Here is a 22,038-nt window from a genome sequence, read left to right as displayed (position 1 = left end):
GACATGACCGTCGGTACGAACAGCTCACCGGGGGCCGGCGCGGCGGCCCGGCCGCAGGCGGCTGCCCCGTCGGGCCCCGCCCGGCCGGGCCGCTCCGGCGCCGAGACCGTACCGGGCATCCCCGCCCAGGGCGCCGGCCCGGACGCGGGGACCGGGGCCGGTTCCGCGGCCGGGACCCCCGGCCCGGGGGCGGGCGAGGGGCCGGACTTCGGCATCGACCCCGACGACCTGCCCGACGGGCTCGTCGTCGCCGACGCCTCCGGACACGTCATCTGCTTCAACCGCGCCGCGGCCCGGATGACGGCGACCGACCCCGCTCGGGCCCTCGGCACCCGCATCGACCGGGCACTGCCGCTGGAAGACCTCGAAGGCCGCCGCTGGTGGGCGCTGACCGACCCCTACGGGGGCCTGGCCACCCGGCGCGGCCAGCCCGAGCGGAACCTGCTGCTGCCCGGCGGCCGCGAGGTGCTGGTCTCCGCCCGCTACGTGCGCACCCACCCCACCGGCCCGCTGCGCCGCCTCGTCGTCACCCTGCGCGGCACCGAGGCCCGGCGGCGCACCGAGCGCAGCCACGCCGAGCTGATCGCCACGGTCGCGCACGAGCTGCGCTCCCCCCTCACCTCCGTCAAGGGCTTCACCGCCACCCTGCTCGCCAAGTGGGAGCGCTTCACCGACGACCAGAAGCGCCTGATGCTGGAGACCGTCGACGCCGACGCCAACCGCATCACCCGCCTGATCGCCGAGCTCCTCGACATCTCCCGCATCGACTCCGGCCGCCTCGAGGTGCGCCGCCAGCCGGTCGACCTCGCCACGGCCGTCGGCCGGCACGTCCAGGCGCTCATCGCGAACGGACAGGCCCCCGAGCGGTTCCTCGTCAGCGTCAGCCGCCCGCTCCCCGACCTGTGGGCCGACCCGGACAAGATCGACCAGATCCTCGGCAACCTGCTCGAAAATGCGGTGCGCCACGGTGAGGGAACGGTCACCATCGACGTAGCGCCGCACGAGAAGGGAACCGCCGTCACCGTGACCGACGAAGGCCCCGGGATTCCGGAGGAGTCGATGGGCCGCGTCTTCACCCGCTTCTGGCGGGGGAGCAAGCGCGGCGGCACCGGCCTGGGCCTGTACATCGTCAAGGGCATCGTGGAGGCGCACGGCGGCACCATCACGGTCGGCCGCGGCCCCGGCGGCGGAGCCGAGTTCCGATTTATCCTGCCCGTGAGCGCCCCGGCCTACCTCACGCAGTAGCACTGCGGAGCGTCTCGCCGGGCGGCCCACGGGCTCCCTCCACCCCCAGCGACCTTTAGACTCGTCCTTTGGCACCTTTGTGTCCTTGTCCGATCCAGGTCGATCGAGTCGTCGGGGACCACCAGCCAGCCATCGGAAGTACGGGAAGAGATGTCGGCACCGAACAAGTCGTACGACCCTGTCGAGGTCGAGGCACTGAAACCGGAAGAGATCGAGCGCATGCGGGACGAGGCGCTCGCCGCCTTCGCGTCCGCCGGCGACCTCGACACGCTGCGGGAGGCGAAGACCGCGCACATGGGCGACCGCTCGCCCCTGGCGCTCGCCAACCGCGAGATCGGCGCCCTGCCCCCGCAGGCCAAGGCCGAGGCGGGCAAGCGCGTGGGCCAGGCCCGCGGCGCCGTGAACAAGGCCTTCGGGGCCCGCACGGTCGAGCTGGAGGCGGAGCGCGACGAGCGGGTCCTCGTCGAGGAGGCGGTGGACGTCACACTGCCCCACGACCGGGTGCCCGCCGGCGCCCGGCACCCCCTGACCACGCTGATGGACCGCATCGCGGACATCTTCACGGCCATGGGGTACGAGGTCGCCGAAGGGCCCGAGGTCGAGGCGGAGTGGTTCAACTTCGACGCCCTCAACTTCACCCCCGACCACCCCGCGCGCCAGATGCAGGACACGTTCTTCGTGCAGGGGCCCGACGGCACGGAGGGTGACGAGTCCGGCGTCGTGCTGCGCACCCACACCTCCCCGGTGCAGGCGCGCTCGCTGCTGGAGCGCAAGCCCCCCGTCTACATCGTCTGTCCGGGGCGGGTGTACCGCACCGACGAGCTCGACGCGACGCACACCCCGGTCTTCCACCAGGTCGAGCTGCTCGCCGTGGACGAGGGCCTGACCATGGCCGACCTCAAGGGGACCATGGACCACATGGTCCAGGAGCTGTTCGGGGAGGGCACGACCACGCGCCTGCGCCCGCACTTCTTCCCGTTCACCGAGCCGTCCGCCGAGATGGACATGCAGTGCTACGTGTGCCGCGGCGCGTCGGTGGGCAACCCCGACCGTCCGTGCCGCACCTGCTCCAGCGAAGGTTGGATCGAGCTCGGCGGCTGCGGCATGGTCAACCCCAAGGTGCTCGTCGCCTGCGGCGTGGACCCCGAGAAGTACAGCGGGTTCGCCTTCGGGTTCGGGATCGAGCGGATGCTGATGTTCCGCCACAACGTCGAAGACATGCGAGACATGGTCGAGGGTGACATCCGTTTCACCCGGCCGTTCGGGATGGAGATCTGATGCGGGTCCCGCTTTCCTGGCTGCGGGAGTACGTCGACCTCCCCGCGGGTGAAACCGGTCGCGACGTCGCGGCCAAGCTCGTCGACGCCGGCCTGGAGGTCGAGACCGTCGAGCAGCTCGGCGGCGGGCTCAAGGGCCCCCTCGTCGTCGGCAAGGTGCTGACCATCGAGGAGCTCGAGGGCTTCCGCAAGCCGATCCGCTTCTGCACGGTCGACGTCGGCGCCGCCAACGGCACCGGCGAGCCCCAGGAGATCGTCTGCGGCGCCCGGAACTTCGCCGTCGGCGACAAGGTCGTCGTGGTCCTGCCCGGCGCGGTGCTGCCCGGCGACTTCGCGATCGCCTCGCGCAAGACGTACGGCCGCACCTCGCACGGCATGATCTGCTCCGGCGACGAGCTGGGCATGGGTGACGACGGCACGCACGGCATCATCGTGCTGCCGCCCGAGCACGAGGTCGGCACCGACGCGATCGAGCTGCTCCAGCTCGTCGACGAGGTCCTCGACATCGACATCACGCCGGACCGCGGCTACTGCATGTCGATGCGCGGCGTCGCCCGCGAGGCGGCGACCGCCTACGGCCTGCCGCTGCGCGACCCGGCACTGCTCGACGTCCCCGCGCCGAACTCGTACGGCTACCCGGTCAAGGTCGACGACCCGGCCGGCTGCGACCGCTTCACCGCCCGCACCGTGACCGGCCTCGACCCCGACGCGCGCTCCCCGATCTGGCTCACCCGCCGCCTGCAGAAGGCGGGCATGCGCCCGATCTCGCTCGCCGTCGACATCACCAACTACGTGATGCTCGAACTCGGCCAGCCGCTGCACGCCTACGACCGCTCGCGCGTCGACGGCGCCATCGGCGTCCGCCGCGCGGAGCAGGGCGAGCAGCTCACCACCCTGGACGGCGTCAAGCGCACCCTCGACGCCGAGGACCTGGTGATCACGGACAACAGCGGGCCGATCGGGCTCGCCGGTGTCATGGGCGGCGCCAACACCGAGATCGCCGACGCCGTCACCACGCCGTTCGATCCTTCCGGGGCGACCGGCCAGGCGACGGGCACCACGGACGTCGTCATCGAGGCCGCGCACTTCGACTCCGTGTCGGTCTCGCGCACCGCCCGTCGGCTGAAGCTCTCCTCGGAGGCCTCCAAGCGCTTCGAGCGGGGGGTCGACCCGCTGGCCGCCGCCGCGGCCGCGCAGCGGACCGTCGACCTGCTGGTGCTGCTGGCCGGGGGCACCGCCGAGGCGGGCGTCACCGAGTTCCTCGCCCCGGGCGCCCCGCGCACCATCGCGATGAGCGCGGACCACCCGGACCGCGTCGCGGGCATGGACTACGGTCGCGAGACCGTCGTGCGCCGTCTCCAGGAGGTCGGCTGCGACGTCTACGGCCAGGACGAGCTCGTCGTCACCGTCCCCTCGTGGCGGCCCGACCTCGCCGCGCCCAACGACCTCGCGGAAGAGGTCATCCGGCTGGAGGGGTACGGGAACCTCCCGTCCACCCTCCCGCAGGTGCCCTCCGGCCGCGGGCTGACCGCCCGGCAGCAGCTGCACCGCCGGGTCGGCCGCGCGCTGGCCGGCGCGGGCTACGTCGAGGCTCTGAGCTACCCGTTCATCGGCGAGCAGGTCTTCGACCAGCTCCAGCTCCCGGCCCACGACGCCGCCCGCCAGGTGGTCAGGCTGGTCAACCCGATCTCCGACGAGGAGCCGGCGCTGCGCACCACGCTGCTGCCGGGCCTGCTCGGGGCGCTGCGCCGCAACGACAGCCGGGGCAGCCACGACCTCGCGCTCTTCGAGACCGGTTCGGTCTTCCTCGCCGCCGACCGGCCGGGTGTCGCCGTACGGCTGCCCGTCGACCGGCGTCCCACCGACGAGGAGATCGCCACCCTGGACGCGGCGCTGCCCGCGCAGCCGCGGTACGCCGCGGTCGTGCTGGCCGGTGCGCGCGAACAGGCCGGCTGGTGGGGCCGGGGCCGCCCGGCCGACTGGGCGGACGCGGTCGAGGCCGCCCGCTCGCTGGCCGTCGAGGCCGGCGCCGAACTCGTCGTCCGCCAGGGGCAGTACGGCCCCTGGCACCCGGGTCGCTGCGCCGAGCTGGTCGTCACCGTCGACGGCGTCGAGCAGGTCATCGGCCACGCCGGCGAGCTGCACCCGCGCGTGGTCAAGGCCATGGGCCTGCCGGCCCGCACCAGCGCCATGGAGCTCGACCTGGACCGCCTCGCGGCGGCCGGCGGCGAGGCCCCGCGGGCGCCGCGGATCTCCACCTTCCCGGTGGCGACCCAGGACGTCGCGCTGATCGTGGACGAGTCCGTCCCGGCCTCCTCCGTGGAGGACGCGCTGCGCAAGGGCGCGGGCGAACTGCTGGAGTCCCTGCGGCTGTTCGACGTGTTCACGGGTGAGCAGGTCGGCGCGGGCAAGAAGTCCCTGGCGTACGCGCTGCGCTTCCGCGCGGCCGACCGCACGCTGACCGCCGAGGAGTCCACGGCCGCGCGCGACGCGGCGGTGGCCGTGGCCGGCGAGCGGACCGGGGCGGTGCTCCGGGGCGCGTAGCGCCTGTCAGCCGGCTCGAGGGGCGTACCCGGGATTCCCGGGTGCGCCCCTTTCCCGTTCCCGGCGGCGTGGGTGCCGGGGGGCGGAATCCCCGGGGCGGGCGCGGCGAGAGGTCCGGCTCCGGGCGGGGCGGGCGACCAACCCGCACCGGCGGAGCCGGACGGCGCCGCCCGCCTGCCATGGAGTGTCGGGCAGACAGCAGACGGGCGGCGCGGTGACGGGTCGTCGCACTGTACGAGGGGGAGCCGACGACCCGGGCTGCCTCTTGACGAGGCCCTTAAGTGAAGCGCCCCGAGGGGCCCCCGCGGGAGGGTGCGGATCGCATTTATGCGCGTATCCGGTTCACACCCCGTGTGAAGCGCGCACCCACTAGCCTGGGGCCGAAGAGCCCTTGGAGCGGCCCATGCAGCCCAATGTCCTGCTCGACGCCCTCCTCGCCGAGGCGGGCATGTCCCACGCCGGACTCGCCGCGTACGTGAACCAGGCAGGACGCACCCGCGGGCTCGCCCTGCGCTACGAACACACCGCCGTCACCCGGTGGTTGAAGGGCCAGCGCCCGCGCGGCCAGGTCCCGGACCTGATCTGCGAGGTCCTCGGCGGCCGGTTGCGGCGGCCGCTCGGGCTGGACGACATCGGCCTCGGCCTGCCGGACCGGCCCGCGTCCGCGCCCGGTTCCCCCCTCAGCGGGTTCGTCGACCGGGCCGCCGCCCTGTGGCGTGCCGACGGGCAGGCCCGCCCCCGGCTGCTCGCCGCCGACGCCCTCACCGGGACCCCGGCCGTGATCCCGGTCTGGGAGTGGGAGAACCCGCCCGAGGACGCGGACGTCTCCCGCGAGGGACCGCAGCGGATCGGGCCCGAGCACATCGAGATCCTGCGGGCCGCCCGCGCGCACTACGAGCTCATGTACCGGCGGACCGGCGGGGTGGCGACCCGGGACCGCATCGTCCGCTTCCTCGGCACCGAGACCGCGCCGATGCTGCGCGGCGGCTACTGCGACGGCGTCGGCCGCCGGCTGCACCGCGCCACCGGCTCCCTCGTGGCGGTGGCCGGCATCTGCGCGTACGACTCGGACGCCCACGGCCTCGCGCAGCGCTACTTCCACCAGGCCCTGCGCCTCGCCAAGGCCAGCGGGGACCGGGGGCTCGGGGCGTACGTCATCGCGCTGATCGTCAACCAGTGCCTGCACCTGCGGGAGTACCGCCAGGCCGTCGCCTTCGCCGAGGCCGCGCTGCGCGCGGCGGGCCGGCACACCACCTCGGCGCTGGCCGCCGACCTGTACGCCATGCAGGCCAAGGCCTACGCCCGGCTCGGCGACGACCGGGCGGCGCTGGAGTGCATCCGGCGGGCGGAGACCGCCGCCGAGCGGATCCGTCCCGGCACGGAACCGGACGAGACCGGCTACGTCCAGCCCGGACTGGTCAACGTCCAGGTCGCCGAGGCGCTGCTCGGCCTGGGGGACCTGGACGGCGCGCACGAGCAGGCGACCGCCGCCGTGCGCACCCCGGCGCACGACCGCGGCCGGGTGCACCGGCTGGCGATGCTGTGCGAGATCCAGTTGCGGCAGGGGGAGGCGGACCGGGCCGTGGCGGCCGCCGCGGAGATGGCCGAGCGGGCCAGGGGGATGGAGTCGCTGCGGCTGCGCGACCGCTTGCGGGCGGTCCGCGAACAGCTGCTGACGAGCGGCTGCTCGGGCGCGCAGGAGACCGCGCTGCTCATCGACGGGGCGCTGCGGGTGCCCCTGTAACGGCGCTGTTCTGCTGCCATGTTGCCACCTACTCGATCGGAAGGTGGCACAACCGTGCAGTGGATGAACCTGAGTGAGCAGACCGTGTACAAGAACCGTTGGTTCGACGTGAACCTCGCCGATGTGGAACTCCCCGACGGCCGGCACCTGGACCACTTCGTGATCCGGCTGCGCCCGGTCGCCGTCGCCACGGCCGTCAACGGGGCCGACGAGGTGCTGCTGCTGTGGCGGCACCGCTTCATCACCGACAGCTGGGGCTGGGAGCTGCCGGCCGGGGTCGTCGAGGACGGGGAGAGCGTCGAGACGGCGGCCGCCCGGGAGATGGAGGAGGAGTCCGGCTGGCGGCCCGGCCCGCTCCGCCCCCTGATGACCGTCGAGCCGTCCAACGGGCTGACCGACGCCCGCCACCACCTCTTCTGGGCGGACGGGGCCACCTACACCGGGCATCCCGAGGACGACTTCGAGTCCTCACGCAGGGAGTGGGTCCCGCTGGAACGGGTACCGGACATGATCGCGCGCGGGGAGGTCCCGGCCGCCAACACGGCGGCCGGGCTGCTCCTCCTGCACCACCTGCGGCGGGGTCAGGCGTAGGGGTAGAAGCCCGCGCCCGTCTTGCGGCCCAGGCGGCCCGCGTCGACCATCCGCTGGAGGAGCGGGGGAGCGGCGTACAGCGGCTCCTTGAACTCGCTGTACATGGAGTCCGCCACCGAGGCCACGGTGTCCAGGCCGATCAGGTCCGCGAGCTTCAGCGGGCCCATGGGGTGGGCGCAGCCCAGCTCCATGCCGTTGTCGATGTCCTCGCGGCTCGCGATGCCCGACTCGAACATCCGGATCGCGGACAGCAGGTACGGGATGAGGAGCGCGTTGACCACGAAGCCGGAACGGTCCTGGGCGCGGATCGCGTGCTTGCCCAGCACGTCCCGCACCAGGGCCTCGGCCCGCTTGACCGTCTCGTCGCCCGTGGTCAGCGCCGGGATCAGCTCGACGAGCTGCTGCACCGGGGCCGGGTTGAAGAAGTGGATGCCGATGACCTGGTCGGGCCGCGAGGTCGCGACGGCCAGCTTGACCAGCGGGATCGAGGAGGTGTTGGAGGCCAGGATCGCGTCCGGGCGGGTGACCACCTGGTCGAGGACCTGGAAGATCTCCGTCTTGACCTGCTCGTTCTCCACGACGGCCTCGATGACGAGGTCGCGGTCGGCGAACTCGCCGAGGTCGGTGGTGAAGGTGAGGCGGGCCAGGGTGGCGTCCCGCTCCTCCTCGCTGATCTTGCCGCGTTCGGCGGCCTTCATCAGCGAGTTGTGCAGCCGGGTGCGCCCGATCTCCAGGGCCTCGCCGGTGGTCTCGGCGACCTTCACCTCAAGACCGCTGCGGGCGCACACCTCGGCGATGCCCGCGCCCATCTGGCCGCAGCCCACTACGCCGACGCGAGCGATGTCGGTCGGGAGGGTAGAGAGGTCCGTCACATCGTGCCTTTCGCTGCTCATCCATCGCGGGTCCCCCGTGTCCGACAGTGGTAACTGCTTTCCGGCGCCCGCCACGCCCCCCGACGTTACCCCCGACCTTGACCCCGGTGGCGGGCCGGGGCGGGCATGCTGGGCGCACGCAGAGGGATGTCACGCAACGGAACGGAGCCGTCACATGACGTACATCGGGCGACGGAGGCTGCTGGCGGGAGCGGCGGGGGCGCTGGCCGCGGCCACGGCGGGCCGGGCGGGCCCGGCGGTGGCGGCGGCGTCGGCGGACGCGGGCGGGGGTGGGGGCGCGGCTCCGGCGGGGACTGCGGGGGCGGCGGCGCCGGGTGCGCTCGCGGCGGCGGGGGCGCCCGGTCCGACGGCCGGGGCGGGCGCCGCCGAGTTCCGGGGGATGTGGATCGCCTCCGTGACGAACGTGGACTGGCCCTCCAGGTCGGGGCTGTCCGCCGGCGCCCAGCGCGCCGAGCTGCTCTCCCTCCTGGACACGGCCGTCGGGCGGCGGCTCAACGCGGTCGTCCTCCAGGTCCGGCCGGCGGCCGACGCGCTGTGGCCCTCGCGGCTGGAGCCCTGGTCGCAGTGGCTGACCGGGGAGCAGGGGGTCGATCCGGGCTGGGACCCGCTGGGCACCGCCGTGGCCGAGGCGCACGCGCGCGGGCTGGAGCTGCACGCCTGGTTCAACCCGTACCGGGTGGCGAACCACACGGACCCCGACCGCCTGGCGGCCTCGCACCCGGCCCGGGCCAATCCCGGCTGGACGGTCCCCTACGGCGGGAAGCTCTACTACAACCCGGGCCTGCCCGAGGTGCGGCGCTTCGTCCAGGAGGCCGTGCTCGACGCCGTGTCCCGCTACCCGGTCGACGGGGTGCACTGGGACGACTACTTCTACCCGTACCCGGTGGAGGGCGATTACTTCGACGACGACGAGGCCTTCGAGCGGTACGGGGCCTCCTTCGGCTCCCGTGCGGACTGGCGCCGCGACAACACGGACGCCCTGGTCCGCGAGATGTCCGAGCGGCTGCGCACGGTCCGGCCGGCGGCACGCTTCGGCATCAGCCCGTTCGCGGTCTGGCGCAACGGGGACAGGGACCCGCTCGGCTCGCCGACGCGGGCGGGCGTCGCCACGTACGACGACCTGTACGCGGACACCCGCAAGTGGGTCACCGAGGGCTGGATCGACTACATCGCGCCACAGGCGTACTGGCACATCGGGCACCCGACCGCCGACTACGCCGACCTGGTCCCCTGGTGGGCGCGGACGGTCGCCGGCACGGGCGTGGACCTCTACGTGGGCGAGGGCCTCTACCGCAGCGACGCCGACAGTCCCACCGCCGCGTGGCGCGATCCGGCGGAGCTCTCCCGGCACGTGCGCTTCGCGCGGGCGTACCCGGAGGTCCGCGGCCACATCTGGTTCTCGGCGAAACAGGTGGCCGCGGACCCCAACGGAGCGATGGCCCGGGTGGTCGCCGACCACTACGGGTCGGTCGTGCCCCCGCGCTGAGTCAGTACGCCGTGCCTCCGCGCCGAGTCAGTACTCGGTCGGTTCGGGTACGGGGTGGCGCACGACGCAGTCGGGCCCGGGGGCCATCAGCGCTTCGTGGCCGTCCTGGAAGCGCACCCGGTACGGCGGGGTGCCGTTGTCCCCCAGAACCTGGGTGATCTCGCCCACCTTGTCGTTCTGTCCGACGATCCTGCCGTGCTGCACCAGCTGGTCGCCCTCGGTCGCGTGCATGGCCGGCCTCCTCGCTTCCGGTCCCCTCCGGTGCTAGAAGTCTAGGTCGTTCTAGGGTTATTTGACCCGTTGGGTCACGGCGATGCAGACGAGTACCGCGCAGGCGGCCGCGGGCGCGGCGGGCGAGAGGTGCTCACCCAGCAGCGCCACCGACCACACCAGCGTCAGGAGCGGCTGGGCGAGTTGCAGCTGGCTGGCGCGCGGTGCGCCGATCTCAGCCATGCCGCGGTACCAGACGTACAGGCCGAGGAAGGTGGAGCCCGCCGCCGCCCACACCAGGCCCGCCAGGCCGTGGCCGGTGAGGTGCACCGGCTCGTACGCCAGCCCCGCCGCGGAGCCGGCCAGGCTCAGCGGCAGGCACAGCACCAGCGCCCAGCCGATCACCTGCCAGCCGGGCAGCACCCGGGCCAGGCGTCCGCCCTCGGTGTACCCGGCGGCGCACACCAGCAGCGCGCCGAACAGGTATCCATCGCCGGCCGACAGGGAGCCGCCGCTCTGCGCCGCGGTGAAGGCGAGGACCACGGCGGCGCCCGCGAGGGCCGCGGCCCAGAAGCGGCGCGAGGGCCGGACCCCCGTGCGCAGGGCGGAGAGCGCGGCCGTGGTGAGGGGGAGCAGGCCGACGACCACGGCCGCGTGCGAGGTGGTCGAGGTCTGCAGGGCGAGGGTGGTGAGCAGCGGGAAGCCCACGACCACCCCGGCCGCGACGACGGCCAGGCCCGCCCAGTGCGCACGGGCGGGCAGCGGGACCCGCAGGGCGAGCAGGAAGCCGGCGGCGATGACGGCCGCCAGGACGCTGCGCAGGGAGACGAGGGACCAGGGGCCGAAGCTCTCCAGCCCCCACGCGGTGGCGGGGAAGGTCAGCGAGAAGGCGACCACGCCCAGGGAGGCGAGCAGGGTGCCCCGGCGGCCGACGGAACCCTCGACCGCTATCGGAGGCGGCAGGATAGCGCTATTCTGTGCAGTCATGTATGAGCGTAGCAGTGTGGCAGAGCTGGCAGAATCCCTGCGGTCCGAGCTGAACCGCTACTCGGTGGGTGGAAAGCTGCCGTCGAGCCGGGCGCTCATCGAGCGGTACCGGGTCAGCCCCGTGACCGTCTCCCGGGCCTTGGCGCAGCTGGCCGCCGAGGGCCTGGTCGTCACCCGACCCGGCGCCGGCGCCTTCCGCGCCCGCCCGCGCGCCGCGGCCCCCGCGCCCGGTGACACCTCCTGGCAGGAGGTCGCCCTCAGCGCCGAGGGGGCCGGGGAGGTCGTCCCCCGGTCCGTCGACGCCACCGGGGTCCTGGGGTCGCTGGCCACGCCGCCGCCCGGGGTGATCGAGTTGAGCGGCGGGTACCTCCACCCCTCCCTGCAGCCCGAGCGGGCCATGGCGGCGGCGCTCGCGCGGGCCGGGCGGCGGCCCGGGGTCTGGATGCGGCCCCCCGTCGAGGGGCTGCCCGAGCTGCGCGACTGGTTCGCCCGGGAGATCGGCGGACCGGTCGTCGCCGCCGACGTGCTGGTCACCGCGGGCGGGCAGAGCGCACTGGCCACCGCGGTCCGGGCGCTCGCCCCGCCCGGGGCGCCGATCCTGGTGGAGTCGCCGACCTACCCGGGGCTGCTGGCCGTCGCCCGCGCCTCGGGATGCCGGCCCGTACCCGTGCCCGTGGACGCCGGAGGCGTGCGGCCGGAGCTGCTCGCGGCGGCCTTCGACGCCACCGGGGCGCGGGTCTTCGTGTGCCAGCCGCTCTTCCAGAACCCGACGGGCGCGGTCCTCGCCCCCGAACGGCGGGCGGAGGTGCTGCGCATCGCGCGGGCCGCCGGGGCCTTCGTGGTCGAGGACGACTTCGCCCGGGCGCTGGCGCACGAGGACGCCGGTCCGCTGCCCGCCACCCTGGCCGCCGAGGACGCCGACGGCGTGGTGGTCCACGTGCGCTCCCTGACCAAGGCCGCCTCGCCCAGCCTGCGGGTGGGCGCCCTGGCCGCGCGCGGCCCGGTGCTGGACCGGCTGCGCGCCATCCAGGTGGTGGACACCTTCTTCGTGCCCCGACCGCTCCAGGAGGCGGCCCTGGAGCTGGTCGGCGCCCCCGCCTGGCCGCGCCACCTGCGGACCGTCGCCGCCGAGCTGAGACACCGCCGGGACGTCCTCGCCGGGGCCCTGCGGCGCGACCTGCCCGCTCTGGAGCCGGCCCACGTGCCCACGGGCGGCTTCCAGTTGTGGGTGCGGCCCACCGCGGGGGGCGACGACACCGCCGTGGCGGCGGCCGCCCTGCGCGCGGGGGTCGCGGTCGCACCCGGACGCCCCTACTTCTGCGCGGAACCGCCCGGCCCGTACGTACGGATGAGCTTCGCGGGGGTCGCGGGCCCCGCCGAACTGGTGGAAGCGGTCCGGCGGCTGCGCGGGGCCCTCGCGGACGTCGTTGTCGGCGAGGGGCAGGGTCCACGCTGACTCACACCGGGGTTCCGGGCGACAGGAGAGCTCTTTGCATAAAAGTGCGGGGATACGTATAGTCATGCCATCGACGAGGAGGGTCCGATGGCAGTACGTGTAGCGGTGGCCGGAGCGAGCGGGTACGCGGGCGGGGAAGTCCTGCGCCTGCTGCTCTCGCACCCCGAGGCGGAGATCGGCGCCCTGACTGGCAACTCCAACGCCGGGCAGCTCCTGGGCTCCCTCCAGCCCCACCTGGGACCGCTCGCCGGGCGGACCCTGGAGGCGACCACCGCCGAGACCCTCGCCGGACATGATGTCGTGTTCCTCGCGCTTCCGCACGGCCAGTCCGCCGCCGTCGCCGCCCAGCTCGGCGACGACGTCCTCGTCATCGACATGGGCGCCGACCACCGGCTCGCCGACGCCGCCGACTGGGACCGCTTCTACGGCGCCCCGCACGCGGGGACCTGGCCCTACGGCCTTCCCGAACTCCCCGGCTGCCGCGCCGCCCTGGCCGGCTCCAAGCGCGTCGCCGTCCCGGGCTGCTTCCCCACCGCCGTCTCGCTCGCGCTCTTCCCCGCCTACGCGGACCGGCTCGCCGAGCCCGAGGCCGTGATCGTCGCCGCCACCGGCACCTCCGGCGCGGGCAAGGCTCTCAAGGCCCACCTGCTCGGCTCCGAGGTCATGGGCTCCGTGAGCCCGTACGGCGTCGGCGGCGGCCACCGCCACACTCCCGAGATGGTGCAGAACCTCTCCCCGGTGGCCGGGCAGCGCGTCACCGTCTCGTTCACGCCCACCCTCGTCCCCATGGCGCGCGGCATCCTCGCCACCTGCTCCGCCAAGGCGCTCCCGGGCACCACCGCCGCATCGCTGCGCGCCGCGTACGAGAAGGCGTACGCCGACGAGCCCTTCGTACGGCTGCTCCCCGAGGGGCAGTGGCCGGCCACCAAGTCCGTCCAGGGATCCAACGCCGTCCAGGTCCAGGTCGCCCACGACGAGTCCGCGCAGCGGATCATCGCCGTGAGCGCCATCGACAACCTGACCAAGGGCACCGCCGGCGGCGCGGTGCAGAGCATGAACATCGCCCTCGGGCTCCCCGAGCAGCTCGGCCTTTCCACGATCGGAGTCGCACCGTGAGCGTCACGGCAGCACAGGGATTCACGGCGGCGGGCATCGCCGCCGGAATCAAGGCGAACGGCAACCCGGACCTGGCCCTCGTGGTCAACCACGGGCCGCGTCTGGCCGCCGCGGGCGTGTTCACCTCCAACCGCGTCAAGGCCGCGCCGGTGCGCTGGTCGGAGCAGGTGCTGCGCGGCGCCGCCGTCAGCGCGGTCGTCCTGAACTCGGGCGGCGCCAACGCCTGCACCGGGCCCAAGGGCTTCCAGGACACCCACGCCACCGCCGAGAAGGCCGCCGAGGTCCTGAACGGCCTGGGCCTCGGCGCGGAGTTCAACGCCGGTGAGATCGCCGTCGCCTCCACCGGCCTGATCGGCGTCCTGCTCCCCATGGACAAGCTACTGCCGGGCATCGGGACCGCGGCCGCCGCCCTCTCGGCGGACGGCGGCGAGGCCGCCGCCATCGCCATCAAGACCACCGACACCGTGCACAAGACCGCCACGGTCTCCCGGGACGGCTGGACCGTCGGCGGCATGGCCAAGGGCGCGGGCATGCTCGCCCCCGGCCTGGCCACCATGCTCGTCGTCCTCACCACCGACGCCGACCTGGACAGCGCCGCCCTCGACGGGGCGCTGCGCTCCGCCACCCGCACGACCTTCGACCGGATCGACTCCGACGGCTGCATGTCCACCAACGACACGGTGCTGCTGCTGGCCTCCGGTGCGTCCGGCGTGGTGCCGGAGCGCGAGGAGTTCGCCGAGGCCGTACGGGCCGTCTGCGACGACCTGGCCCGCCAGCTGATCGGCGACGCCGAGGGCGCCGGCAAGGACATCCGCATCGAGGTCGTCGGCGCCGCCGACGAGGACGACGCCGTCGAGGTGGGCCGCTCCATCGCCCGGAACAACCTGCTCAAATGCGCCATCCACGGCGAGGACCCGAACTGGGGCCGGGTGCTCTCCGCGATCGGCACCACGAAGGCGGCCTTCGACCCGGACCGGCTGAACGTCGCCATCAACGGCGTCTGGGTCTGCAGGAACGGCTCGGTCGGCGACGACCGGGACCTGGTGAGCATGAAGGACCGCGAGGTCCGCATCACCGCCGACCTGGCCACCGGCGGCGCGTCCGCCGTGATCTGGGCCAACGACCTGACCGCCGAGTACGTCCACGAGAACAGCGCCTACAGCTCATGAGCGACGAGAAGGCCGGGCAGCCCGGCACCGGAACGGCCCGCAAGCACACCGCGCTGCCGAAGGCGCAGATCCTCATCGAGGCCCTGCCCTGGCTCACCCGCCACAACGGCAAGGTCGTCGTGATCAAGTTCGGCGGCAACGCCATGATCGACGAGGACCTCAAGGCCGCCTTCGCCCAGGACGTGGTCTTCCTGCGCCAGGCCGGCCTGAAGCCGGTCGTGGTGCACGGCGGCGGTCCCCAGATCAACGCCCAGCTCGACAAGCAGGGCCTGATCAGCGAGTTCAAGGCGGGCCTGCGGGTCACCACCCCGGAAGCCATGGACGTCGTACGGATGGTCCTGGCGGGCCATGTCCAGCGCGAGCTGGTCGGGCTGCTCAACGAGCACGGGCCGCTCGCCGTCGGACTGACCGGCGAGGACGCCCACACCATCACCGCCACCAAGCACAGCCCCGAGATCGACGGCGAGCTCGTGGACATCGGGCGCGTCGGCGAGATCGTCTCCATCAACACCGGCGCCATCGAAGCCCTGCTGGCAGACGGCCGGATCCCGGTCGTCTCCTCCATCGCCCGCAGCGCCGACGACCACCACGTGTACAACGTGAACGCCGACACCGCCGCCGCCGCGCTCGCCGCGGCGCTCGGTGCCGAGACCCTGATGGTCCTCACCGACGTCGAGGGCCTCTACGCCGACTGGCCCAGCAGCGACGAGGTCATCAGCCGGCTCACCGTCAGCGAGCTGGAGAAGCTCCTGCCCGAGCTCTCCAGCGGCATGGTCCCGAAGATGGAGGGCTGCCTGCACGCCGTCCGCAACGGCGTCACCACCGCCCGCGTCATCGACGGGCGGGTCCAGCACTCGATCCTGCTGGAGATCTTCACGGACGAGGGAATCGGCACGATGGTCGTGCCGGACCAGCCGCAAGGGGGAGCGAAGTGAGCGGGAGCACCGGAAACCAGGAGTACGGCGCGCGCTGGCAGGCCGCCCTGACCGACAACTACGGCACCCCCTCGCTGGCCCTCGTACGGGGCGACGGCGCGCAGGTCTGGGACGCCGACGGCAAGCAGTACACCGACTTCGTCGGCGGCATCGCCGTCAACGCCCTCGGCCACGCCCACCCCGCGATCGTCGAGGCGGTCACCCGGCAGGTGGCCACCCTGGGCCACGTCTCCAACCTCTACGTCTCCGAGCCCGTCGTGGCGCTCGGCGAGCGGCTCCTCCAGCTCTTCGGCCGCCCCGGCAAGGTGTTCTTCTGCAACTCCGGCGCCGAGGCCGTCGAAGCCGCCTTCAAGATCGGCCGGCTGACCGGGCGCACCCACATGGTCGCCACCGACGGCGGCTTCCACGGCCGGACCATGGGCGCCCTCGCACTCACCGGCCAGCCCGCGAAGCAGGACCCCTTCCTGCCGCTGCCCGGAGACGTCACGCACGTCCCGTACGGGGACGCGCAGGCCCTGCGGGCGGCGGTCACCGAGGAGACCGCGATCGTGGTCATCGAGCCGGTCCAGGGCGAGAACGGCGTGGTGGTGCCGCCCGCCGGGTACCTTCGGGCCGCCCGCGAGATCACCCGCGCCACCGGCACCCTGCTCGTCCTCGACGAGGTCCAGACCGGCATCGGCCGCTGCGGCCAGTGGTTCGAACACCAGGCCCACGAGGGCGTCGAGCCCGACCTCGTGACCCTGGCGAAGGGGCTGGGCGGCGGACTGCCGATCGGCGCCGTGGCAGCCTTCGGCCCCGCGGCGGACCTGCTCCGGCCGGGCCAGCACGGCACCACCTTCGGCGGCAATCCGGTCTCCTGCGCCGCCGGCCTCGCCGTCATCGAGACGATCGCCGCCGAGGGGCTCCTCGACCAGGTCAAGGCGCGGGGAGAGCGGCTGCGCTCCGGAATCGAAGCCTCCGGGCATCCGCTGGTCTCCCACGTCCGCGGCGCCGGGCTGCTGCTGGGTATCGTGCTGACCGAGCCGCTCGCGCCCCAGGTGCAGCGGGCGGCTCAGGACGCCGGCTTCCTGGTCAACGCGCCCGCCCCCGACGTCGTACGGCTGATGCCCCCGTACGTACTGAGCGAGGCGGAGCTGGACGCGTTCCTCCAGGCCCTGCCCGGCATCCTCGACGCAGCCCACGGGGACGGAACCGGAGAATGAGACGACGATGAGCCAGGCGCAGGACAACGAGCACGGCGGCCAGGCCGTCCCCCAGACCCGCACCGCCCGCCACCGCCGGATCGTGGACATCCTCAACCGGCAGCCCGTCCGCTCCCAGAGCCAGCTGGCCAAGCTGCTCGCGGACGACGGGCTGAGCGTCACCCAGGCGACCCTCTCCCGCGACCTCGACGAGCTCGGGGCCGTGAAGATCCGCAACACCAACGGCGAGCTGATCTACGCGGTGCCCAGCGAGGGCGGCTTCCGCACGCCGCAGGCCCCCCTCGGCGAGTCCGCGAAGGAGGAGCGCATGCGGCGCCTCTCCGGGGAGCTGCTGATCTCGGCGGAGGCCTCGGCCAACCTCGTGGTCCTGCGCACCCCGCCCGGGGCCGCGCAGTTCCTCGCCTCGGCGATCGACCAGGCCGAACTCCAGGAGATCCTCGGCACGATCGCGGGCGACGACACGCTGATGCTGATCAGCCGGGACCCGCTGGGCGGTCAGGCCCTCGCCGACCACCTCCTGCGCCTGGCCCAGAAGGAGAGCTGACGGCGGCGGTGCGTGACGGCCCCGGGCCGCGCGGGCGCCCCGGCGGTGCGTGACCGCCCCCGGCCGCGCGGGCGCCGCGGCCGCGTGTGAGGGCCGGGAGCCGCGCGTGGCGCCCGGGGGCCCCGCGGGCGCCTCAGTAGCGGGTGACCGCCAAGGCCCCCGACGCGGTGCCGATCGCGATGTGCGGCCGCCGGCCGGGGTCCGCCCAGCGCAGCAGCGCCCGCATGGCCCGCTGCGGGACGGACACGCAGCCCGCCGTCGCGCCGCGGCCGTTGACGTGCAGGAAGATCCCCGCGCCGCGGCCGCGCACGGGCCGCTCGTAGTTGAAGCCGATGACCAGCGCGTGCGCGTACTGGTCCCGGTACGTCACCAGGTGCTCCGCCTCGCCCGGCGCGCAGTCCGCCGGCAGCGGCTCCACCCAGCGGTTGTAGCTGCCGGAGGCGTTGTCCTGGCACCACCACGAGCCGTCCGTCACCCTCCGGTAGCCGAAGCCCGTCCCGGCCGGCGCGGGCCGGATTCCGAAGGCGTACGGGAGCGCGTACAAACCCGTCGGGGTGGTGTTCGTGCCCTGGACGCGGCTCGCGCCCTCCGTGAGCCCGCCGGACCCGAAGCGGGCCTCCGCGCTCCCGGCCTCGTACCAGCGGCCCGCCCGCCGGTCCCACCAGGTCAGCCGACCGGTCGTGGACCCGGGGGCGGGCGCGACGGCCGTGATCAGCTGGCTGCCGCCGCCGGTGTCGGCGAGCCGGGCGGGCAGGGGCGAAGGGCCCTGCGGGAGCAGGGTCGTGACGATCAGTGAGCCGGTGACGAGAGCAGTACGCAGCACATGTCAGACCGTACGGGGCGGAAGGGGCAGCGGCAGCGCAGGCAGGCCGTCGAGGCTCGTCCCGATGTGGTCCTTCTTCTCGCAGTACGCGGCGAACTCCTCGTCCGTCTTGCGGCCGAAGTACTCCGCGTGCAGGGTGCGCTCCCCCTGGTACTCCATGACGGGGACGGCGTACCCGCACACATCGGCTATGCGGCCGGCGCGGACGACGACGACGGCCCGGGCGGACGGCCCGTCGGCGTCGCCGAACAGTGCGATCAGCTCACCCCAGCGCGGGTCGTCGCGGAAGACCGCCTCGCCCTCACCGTGGATGCGCACGATCTTCGGCGGACCGCTGAAGGCACACCACATCAGCGTGATCCGGCCGTTCTCGCGGACGTGGGCGATGGTCTCGGCGCCGCTGCCGCCGAAGTCCAGATAGGCCAGCGTCCGGTCGTCGATGACGACGAGCGTCCCGGCGCGCCCCTTGGGGGAGAGGTTGACGTGGCCGTCCTCCGCGAGCGGGGCGGTGGCGGTGAAGAACACCGGCTGCGCCTCGATGAAGGTGCGCAGCCGGCCGTCGATGCGTTCGTAGAGGTTTCCCACGGTGGTTCAGTGTCCGTTCGTCGTGGAGTCCCGCTGGGGGAGTCCGAGGTGCCGGCGCATCCGTCCGATGACGTAGTCGCCGAAGACTTCCGTGCACCGGTCCAGCAGGGCCCCGACCTCCGGGTCCCCGGACGGCAGGTCGGGCGGCCGGCTCGGTGACCACAGGCTCTGGAGGTGCTGTGCGGCGGTCCGGCGCAGCTGTGCGTCGCCGTCCGCGAGCAGGTCGACGGCGGCTGCCAGCCAGGGCGTTCCGCCCCGGGCGCGCAGCAGCCGGTAGGCGGCCCGGCGGGTGTGCGGCGGCCACCCGGGCCCGACGCGCTCCACCAGCCGGTCGACGGGCGGCCGGTCGGCGCAGCCGCGCAGGCTCAGCGAGACCGCGCGGGCGACGGCGGGCGAGGGGTCGTCAAGGAGCGGTTCCAGCAGGGCCGCGTCATGGGTGTCGAGCAGTCCCAGCCCGGCGACGGCGGCCGCCCGTACGGCGCCCGCGGGGTGGTCCAGCAGCGTGCGCAGCAGCGGGGCGTCACCGCGCCCGGCGCACTCGGCGAAGCCGGTCACCGCGGCCGCGGTGACGAGGCCGGGGTCCGTGACCTGTGCACGGGTCAGGGCGTAGGGGTCCCCGCTGCCCTGGCGCACCGCCCAGCGGGCGCAGGCCCGGACGAGCCCGGAGCGGTCGCTGAGGAAACGGCCTGCCTCGGCCCCCCGGCCGGCCCGCAGCAGCAGGACGACCCCCGCGGAGCGGACCATCGGGCTGTGCCCGCCGAGCAGGGCGTCGACGCTCTCGTCGTCGGGCCCGCCGGCGGCGGCCCGGGCCAGGGCCGCGTCCGCCCACGTCCGGCTCGTCCCCGGATCGTGCTCCGAGGCCGCCCGCCGGGCCAGCTCCCGTACGTCCGCACCCCCGGCCTCCACCGCGAGCCGGGCGGCGAGCCGCCGGACCGGCAGGTCGGGGCTCCCGTGCAGTGCGGCCAGGGCGGGGGAGCCGGCCCGGGAGCGCAGCTCGGTCTCGAAGAGCTCCAGCGCCCAGCCGCCCTGCTCCCGGCGGCCGAGCCGCAGCACGAGCGGGGTCAGCCGGAGCAGCACCGACGGGGGATCGGCCGCCAGGGCTCCGGCCAGGACGTGCCGTGCCCGCCGCCGCACCTCCGGGACCCAGTCGGCGCACCGGATCGCGACGAACTCCGGCCGCGGGTGCGGTGCGTACAGCGCCCGCTCGCGGATGCGGCCGTCGGGGTGGCAGAGCGCGAGGTCGGTCCGGTAAGCGGCGGTGGCCCCGCGCCAGCCGTGGGGGGAGGACCGGAGTGCCTGGTCGAGGGCGGTCCAGTCGTGTGGCTCCGCAGCGTCCGGCAGCAGTTCGACCGGGTCGGCGCCGCCGCGCAGAAGCGATTCCGCGGCCGCCCGGACGCGCTCGGCCTCCTGCCGTTTCACGCCGCTCATATCCCCTCCCCAGGGTGTCCCGGCCGATCCTAGGCGTCGGAGCGTACCGGCGCCCCGATATTTCCGCTGGTCAGGGGCGGCCAGGGCTGATTGACGAAACATACGGAGTAGTGCATAATTATGCCTACAGCGGCCGCGTCTCCGCGCGTCGCGACCCCGCCCGAGTCGTCGCGCAGTACGAAGGCGGCCTCCCCGCATCCTCTGCGGCGGGGAGGCCGTCGTACACCCACCCCCTTGAGGAGCAGTAGCTGTGAGCAGCAACAACGGTGACGTCCGGCTCTGGGGCGGCCGCTTCGCCGACGGCCCCGCCGAGGCCCTCGCGAAGCTCTCCGCGTCGGTCCACTTCGACTGGCGCCTCGCGCCGTACGACATCGCGGGCTCCCGGGCCCACGCACGCGTCCTGCACAAGGCGGGCCTGCTCACCGCGGACGAGCTCGACCGCATGATCGCGGGCCTGGACCGGCTCGAAGCCGACGTGGCCGACGGCTCCTTCACCGGCACCATCGCCGACGAGGACGTGCACACCGCCCTGGAGCGGGGCCTGCTGGAGCGCCTCGGCGCCGACCTCGGCGGCAAGCTGCGCGCGGGCCGGTCCCGCAACGACCAGGTGGCCACCCTCTTCCGCATGTACCTGCGGGACCACGCCCGGATCATCGGCGGCCTGATCGCGGACCTCCAGGACGCGCTGGTCGGCCTCGCGGAGGGCCACGCGGACGTGGCCATGCCGGGGCGGACGCACCTCCAGCACGCCCAGCCGGTGCTCTTCGCGCACCACGTGCTGGCCCACGTGCAGTCCCTGACCCGGGACGCGGAGCGGCTGCGGCAGTGGGACACCCGGACCGCCGTCTCCCCGTACGGCTCGGGCGCCCTCGCGGGCTCCTCGCTGGGCCTGGACCCGGAGGCGGTCGCCGCCGACCTGGGCTTCGAGCGCGGCTCGGTCGGCAACTCGATCGACGGCACGGCCTCGCGGGACTTCGTCGCCGAGTTCGCCTTCATCACCGCGATGATCGGGATCAACCTGTCCCGGATCGCCGAGGAGATCATCATCTGGAACACGAAGGAGTTCTCCTTCGTGACCCTGCACGACGCCTTCTCGACCGGGTCGTCGATCATGCCGCAGAAGAAGAACCCGGACATCGCGGAGCTGGCGCGCGGCAAGTCGGGCCGCCTCATCGGCAACCTGACCGGCCTGCTCGCCACGCTGAAGGCGCTGCCGCTGGCGTACAACCGCGACCTCCAGGAGGACAAGGAGCCGGTCTTCGACTCCTGCGACACCCTCGAGGTCCTGCTGCCCGCCTTCACCGGCATGATGGCCACCCTCACGGTGAACCGGGAGCGGATGGAGGAGTTGGCCCCGGCCGGCTTCTCGCTCGCCACCGACATCGCCGAGTGGCTCGTCAAGCAGGGCGTCCCCTTCCGGGTGGCGCACGAGGTGGCCGGCGAGTGCGTCAAGGTCTGCGAGGGCGAGGGCATCGAGCTGGACCAGCTCACGGACGACCAGTTCGCCAAGATCTCGGAGCACCTGACCCCGGAGGTCCGCACCGTGCTGAACGTCAAGGGGGCCCTGGCCTCCCGCGACGGCCGCGGCGGCACCGCCCCGTCGGCGGTCGCGGTCCAGCTGACCGAGCTCAAGGCCGACCTGGTCATCCAGCACGCCTGGGCGGCCCACAAGAACTAGCCGTACGCGCTCCCGTGGGGGGGGGGGGGGCCCCGGGGGGCCCCCCCCCCCCCCCCCGGGCCCCCCCCCCGGGCCCCCGGGCCCCGCCCCACCCCGCCCCCCCCCCCCCCCCCGGCAGGTAAAAA

Annotated in this window: 19 protein-coding genes; 13 read left to right on the top strand and 6 right to left on the bottom strand. The window is 74.0% G+C overall.

From position 1 onward, the window contains the following. The first annotated feature begins 3 nt into the window (after positions 1–3). From ACFWU6_RS20255 to ACFWU6_RS20235, 5 genes are all read left to right on the top strand, one after another. Positions 4–1,245, top strand: a complete 1,242-nt coding sequence (locus ACFWU6_RS20255) for an ATP-binding protein (protein WP_383805288.1) — start codon at positions 4–6, stop codon at positions 1,243–1,245. A gap of 150 nt (positions 1,246–1,395) precedes the next feature. Then, complete coding sequence (gene pheS / locus ACFWU6_RS20250; RefSeq protein WP_383982289.1) at positions 1,396–2,523, top strand: phenylalanine--tRNA ligase subunit alpha; 1,128 nt, start codon at positions 1,396–1,398, stop codon at positions 2,521–2,523. Then, entirely contained in the window at positions 2,523–5,066 is a 2,544-nt protein-coding gene (pheT, locus tag ACFWU6_RS20245) for a phenylalanine--tRNA ligase subunit beta (protein ID WP_383805284.1), read from the top strand. The genes pheS and pheT overlap by 1 nt, the downstream gene beginning before the upstream one ends. 403 nt (positions 5,067–5,469) lie before the next feature. Continuing rightward, the gene (locus tag ACFWU6_RS20240) at positions 5,470–6,810 is read left to right on the top strand and encodes a transcriptional regulator (protein ID WP_383982287.1); all 1,341 of its coding nucleotides are present in this window, start codon (positions 5,470–5,472) and stop codon (positions 6,808–6,810) included. A gap of 54 nt (positions 6,811–6,864) precedes the next feature. Continuing rightward, a complete protein-coding gene (locus ACFWU6_RS20235; RefSeq protein WP_383982285.1) occupies positions 6,865–7,401 on the top strand; it encodes an NUDIX hydrolase in 537 nt (178 codons plus the stop codon). Here ACFWU6_RS20235 and ACFWU6_RS20230 read toward each other — a convergent pair. Beyond that, positions 7,392–8,294 carry a 3-hydroxybutyryl-CoA dehydrogenase gene (locus ACFWU6_RS20230; protein ID WP_383805279.1) on the bottom strand — a complete coding sequence of 301 codons (903 nt, stop codon included), beginning with the start codon at positions 8,292–8,294 and terminating at the stop codon, positions 7,392–7,394. The genes ACFWU6_RS20235 and ACFWU6_RS20230 overlap by 10 nt on opposite strands. Positions 8,295–8,448: 154 nt before the next feature. Here ACFWU6_RS20230 and ACFWU6_RS20225 point away from each other — a divergent pair, with 154 nt between their 5' ends. After that, a complete protein-coding gene (locus tag ACFWU6_RS20225) occupies positions 8,449–9,780 on the top strand; it encodes a glycoside hydrolase family 10 protein (RefSeq protein WP_383982283.1) in 1,332 nt (443 codons plus the stop codon). Between the two features lie 27 nt (positions 9,781–9,807). Here ACFWU6_RS20225 and ACFWU6_RS20220 read toward each other — a convergent pair whose 3' ends face one another. Together ACFWU6_RS20220 and ACFWU6_RS20215 are read right to left on the bottom strand one after the other, a co-directional pair. Then, positions 9,808–10,011 (bottom strand): DUF1918 domain-containing protein, encoded by a 204-nt coding sequence (locus ACFWU6_RS20220; RefSeq protein WP_383805276.1) that lies wholly within the window; start codon positions 10,009–10,011, stop codon positions 9,808–9,810. 57 nt (positions 10,012–10,068) lie between these two features. Further along, positions 10,069–10,977 carry a DMT family transporter gene (locus ACFWU6_RS20215; RefSeq protein ID WP_383982281.1) on the bottom strand — a complete coding sequence of 303 codons (909 nt, stop codon included), beginning with the start codon at positions 10,975–10,977 and terminating at the stop codon, positions 10,069–10,071. On the opposite strand from ACFWU6_RS20215, the gene ACFWU6_RS20210 reads away from it, so the two are divergent. From ACFWU6_RS20210 to ACFWU6_RS20185, 6 genes are all read left to right on the top strand, one after another. Next, positions 10,976–12,433 (top strand): PLP-dependent aminotransferase family protein, encoded by a 1,458-nt coding sequence (locus tag ACFWU6_RS20210; protein WP_383982279.1) that lies wholly within the window; start codon positions 10,976–10,978, stop codon positions 12,431–12,433. The genes ACFWU6_RS20215 and ACFWU6_RS20210 overlap by 2 nt on opposite strands. An 87-nt stretch (positions 12,434–12,520) precedes the next feature. After that, on the top strand, positions 12,521–13,549 hold the full coding sequence (gene argC, locus ACFWU6_RS20205) for an N-acetyl-gamma-glutamyl-phosphate reductase (RefSeq protein ID WP_383805271.1): 1,029 nt from the start codon (positions 12,521–12,523) through the stop codon (positions 13,547–13,549). Beyond that, complete coding sequence (gene argJ / locus ACFWU6_RS20200; RefSeq protein ID WP_383982277.1) at positions 13,546–14,718, top strand: bifunctional glutamate N-acetyltransferase/amino-acid acetyltransferase ArgJ; 1,173 nt, start codon at positions 13,546–13,548, stop codon at positions 14,716–14,718. The genes argC and argJ overlap by 4 nt, the downstream gene beginning before the upstream one ends. Then, positions 14,715–15,653 carry an acetylglutamate kinase gene (gene argB, locus ACFWU6_RS20195; RefSeq protein ID WP_383805266.1) on the top strand — a complete coding sequence of 313 codons (939 nt, stop codon included), beginning with the start codon at positions 14,715–14,717 and terminating at the stop codon, positions 15,651–15,653. Before argJ ends, argB begins: the two co-directional genes overlap by 4 nt. Then, a complete protein-coding gene (locus ACFWU6_RS20190) occupies positions 15,650–16,855 on the top strand; it encodes an acetylornithine transaminase (protein WP_383805264.1) in 1,206 nt (401 codons plus the stop codon). Before argB ends, ACFWU6_RS20190 begins: the two co-directional genes overlap by 4 nt. 7 nt (positions 16,856–16,862) lie before the next feature. After that, positions 16,863–17,399 carry an arginine repressor gene (locus tag ACFWU6_RS20185; RefSeq protein WP_383805262.1) on the top strand — a complete coding sequence of 179 codons (537 nt, stop codon included), beginning with the start codon at positions 16,863–16,865 and terminating at the stop codon, positions 17,397–17,399. A gap of 133 nt (positions 17,400–17,532) precedes the next feature. Here the strand turns inward: ACFWU6_RS20185 and ACFWU6_RS20180 are convergent, their stop codons facing one another. From ACFWU6_RS20180 to ACFWU6_RS20170, 3 genes are read right to left on the bottom strand one after another with little or no spacing between them, the layout of a single operon-like run. After that, positions 17,533–18,219, bottom strand: a complete 687-nt coding sequence (locus tag ACFWU6_RS20180) for a L,D-transpeptidase (RefSeq protein ID WP_383805328.1) — start codon at positions 18,217–18,219, stop codon at positions 17,533–17,535. Positions 18,220–18,225: 6 nt separating this feature from the next. Next, positions 18,226–18,807, bottom strand: a complete 582-nt coding sequence (locus ACFWU6_RS20175; RefSeq protein WP_383982275.1) for a pyridoxamine 5'-phosphate oxidase family protein — start codon at positions 18,805–18,807, stop codon at positions 18,226–18,228. 6 nt (positions 18,808–18,813) lie between these two features. Further along, positions 18,814–20,235 (bottom strand): HEAT repeat domain-containing protein, encoded by a 1,422-nt coding sequence (locus ACFWU6_RS20170; protein ID WP_383982273.1) that lies wholly within the window; start codon positions 20,233–20,235, stop codon positions 18,814–18,816. 250 nt (positions 20,236–20,485) lie between these two features. Between ACFWU6_RS20170 and argH the strand changes: the two genes are divergently transcribed. Continuing rightward, a complete protein-coding gene (gene argH / locus ACFWU6_RS20165; RefSeq protein ID WP_383805256.1) occupies positions 20,486–21,913 on the top strand; it encodes an argininosuccinate lyase in 1,428 nt (475 codons plus the stop codon). The last annotated feature ends 125 nt before the right edge of the window (positions 21,914–22,038 follow it).

The sequence above is a fragment of the Streptomyces sp. NPDC058674 genome (assembly GCF_042716505.1).
Lineage (GTDB): Bacteria > Actinomycetota > Actinomycetes > Streptomycetales > Streptomycetaceae > Streptomyces.
The sequence above is the reverse complement of the archived record's forward strand: the minus strand, read 5'-3'. Positions and strand labels throughout refer to the sequence as shown.

Excerpts from the sequence above, each read along its gene's own strand:
- ACFWU6_RS20255 (WP_383805288.1), top strand. The coding sequence starts at position 4 with ATGACCGTCGGTACGAACAGCTCACCGGGGGCCGGCGCGGCGGCCCGG.
- pheS (WP_383982289.1), top strand. The coding sequence starts at position 1,396 with ATGTCGGCACCGAACAAGTCGTACGACCCTGTCGAGGTCGAGGCACTG.
- pheT (WP_383805284.1), top strand. The coding sequence starts at position 2,523 with ATGCGGGTCCCGCTTTCCTGGCTGCGGGAGTACGTCGACCTCCCCGCG.
- ACFWU6_RS20240 (WP_383982287.1), top strand. The coding sequence starts at position 5,470 with ATGCAGCCCAATGTCCTGCTCGACGCCCTCCTCGCCGAGGCGGGCATG.
- ACFWU6_RS20230 (WP_383805279.1), bottom strand. The coding sequence starts at position 8,294 with ATGAGCAGCGAAAGGCACGATGTGACGGACCTCTCTACCCTCCCGACC.
- ACFWU6_RS20225 (WP_383982283.1), top strand. The coding sequence starts at position 8,449 with ATGACGTACATCGGGCGACGGAGGCTGCTGGCGGGAGCGGCGGGGGCG.
- ACFWU6_RS20220 (WP_383805276.1), bottom strand. The coding sequence starts at position 10,011 with ATGCACGCGACCGAGGGCGACCAGCTGGTGCAGCACGGCAGGATCGTC.
- ACFWU6_RS20210 (WP_383982279.1), top strand. The coding sequence starts at position 10,976 with ATGTATGAGCGTAGCAGTGTGGCAGAGCTGGCAGAATCCCTGCGGTCC.
- ACFWU6_RS20215 (WP_383982281.1), bottom strand. The coding sequence starts at position 10,977 with ATGACTGCACAGAATAGCGCTATCCTGCCGCCTCCGATAGCGGTCGAG.
- argC (WP_383805271.1), top strand. The coding sequence starts at position 12,521 with ATGGCAGTACGTGTAGCGGTGGCCGGAGCGAGCGGGTACGCGGGCGGG.
- argB (WP_383805266.1), top strand. The coding sequence starts at position 14,715 with ATGAGCGACGAGAAGGCCGGGCAGCCCGGCACCGGAACGGCCCGCAAG.
- ACFWU6_RS20185 (WP_383805262.1), top strand. The coding sequence starts at position 16,863 with ATGAGCCAGGCGCAGGACAACGAGCACGGCGGCCAGGCCGTCCCCCAG.
- ACFWU6_RS20170 (WP_383982273.1), bottom strand. The coding sequence starts at position 20,235 with ATGAGCGGCGTGAAACGGCAGGAGGCCGAGCGCGTCCGGGCGGCCGCG.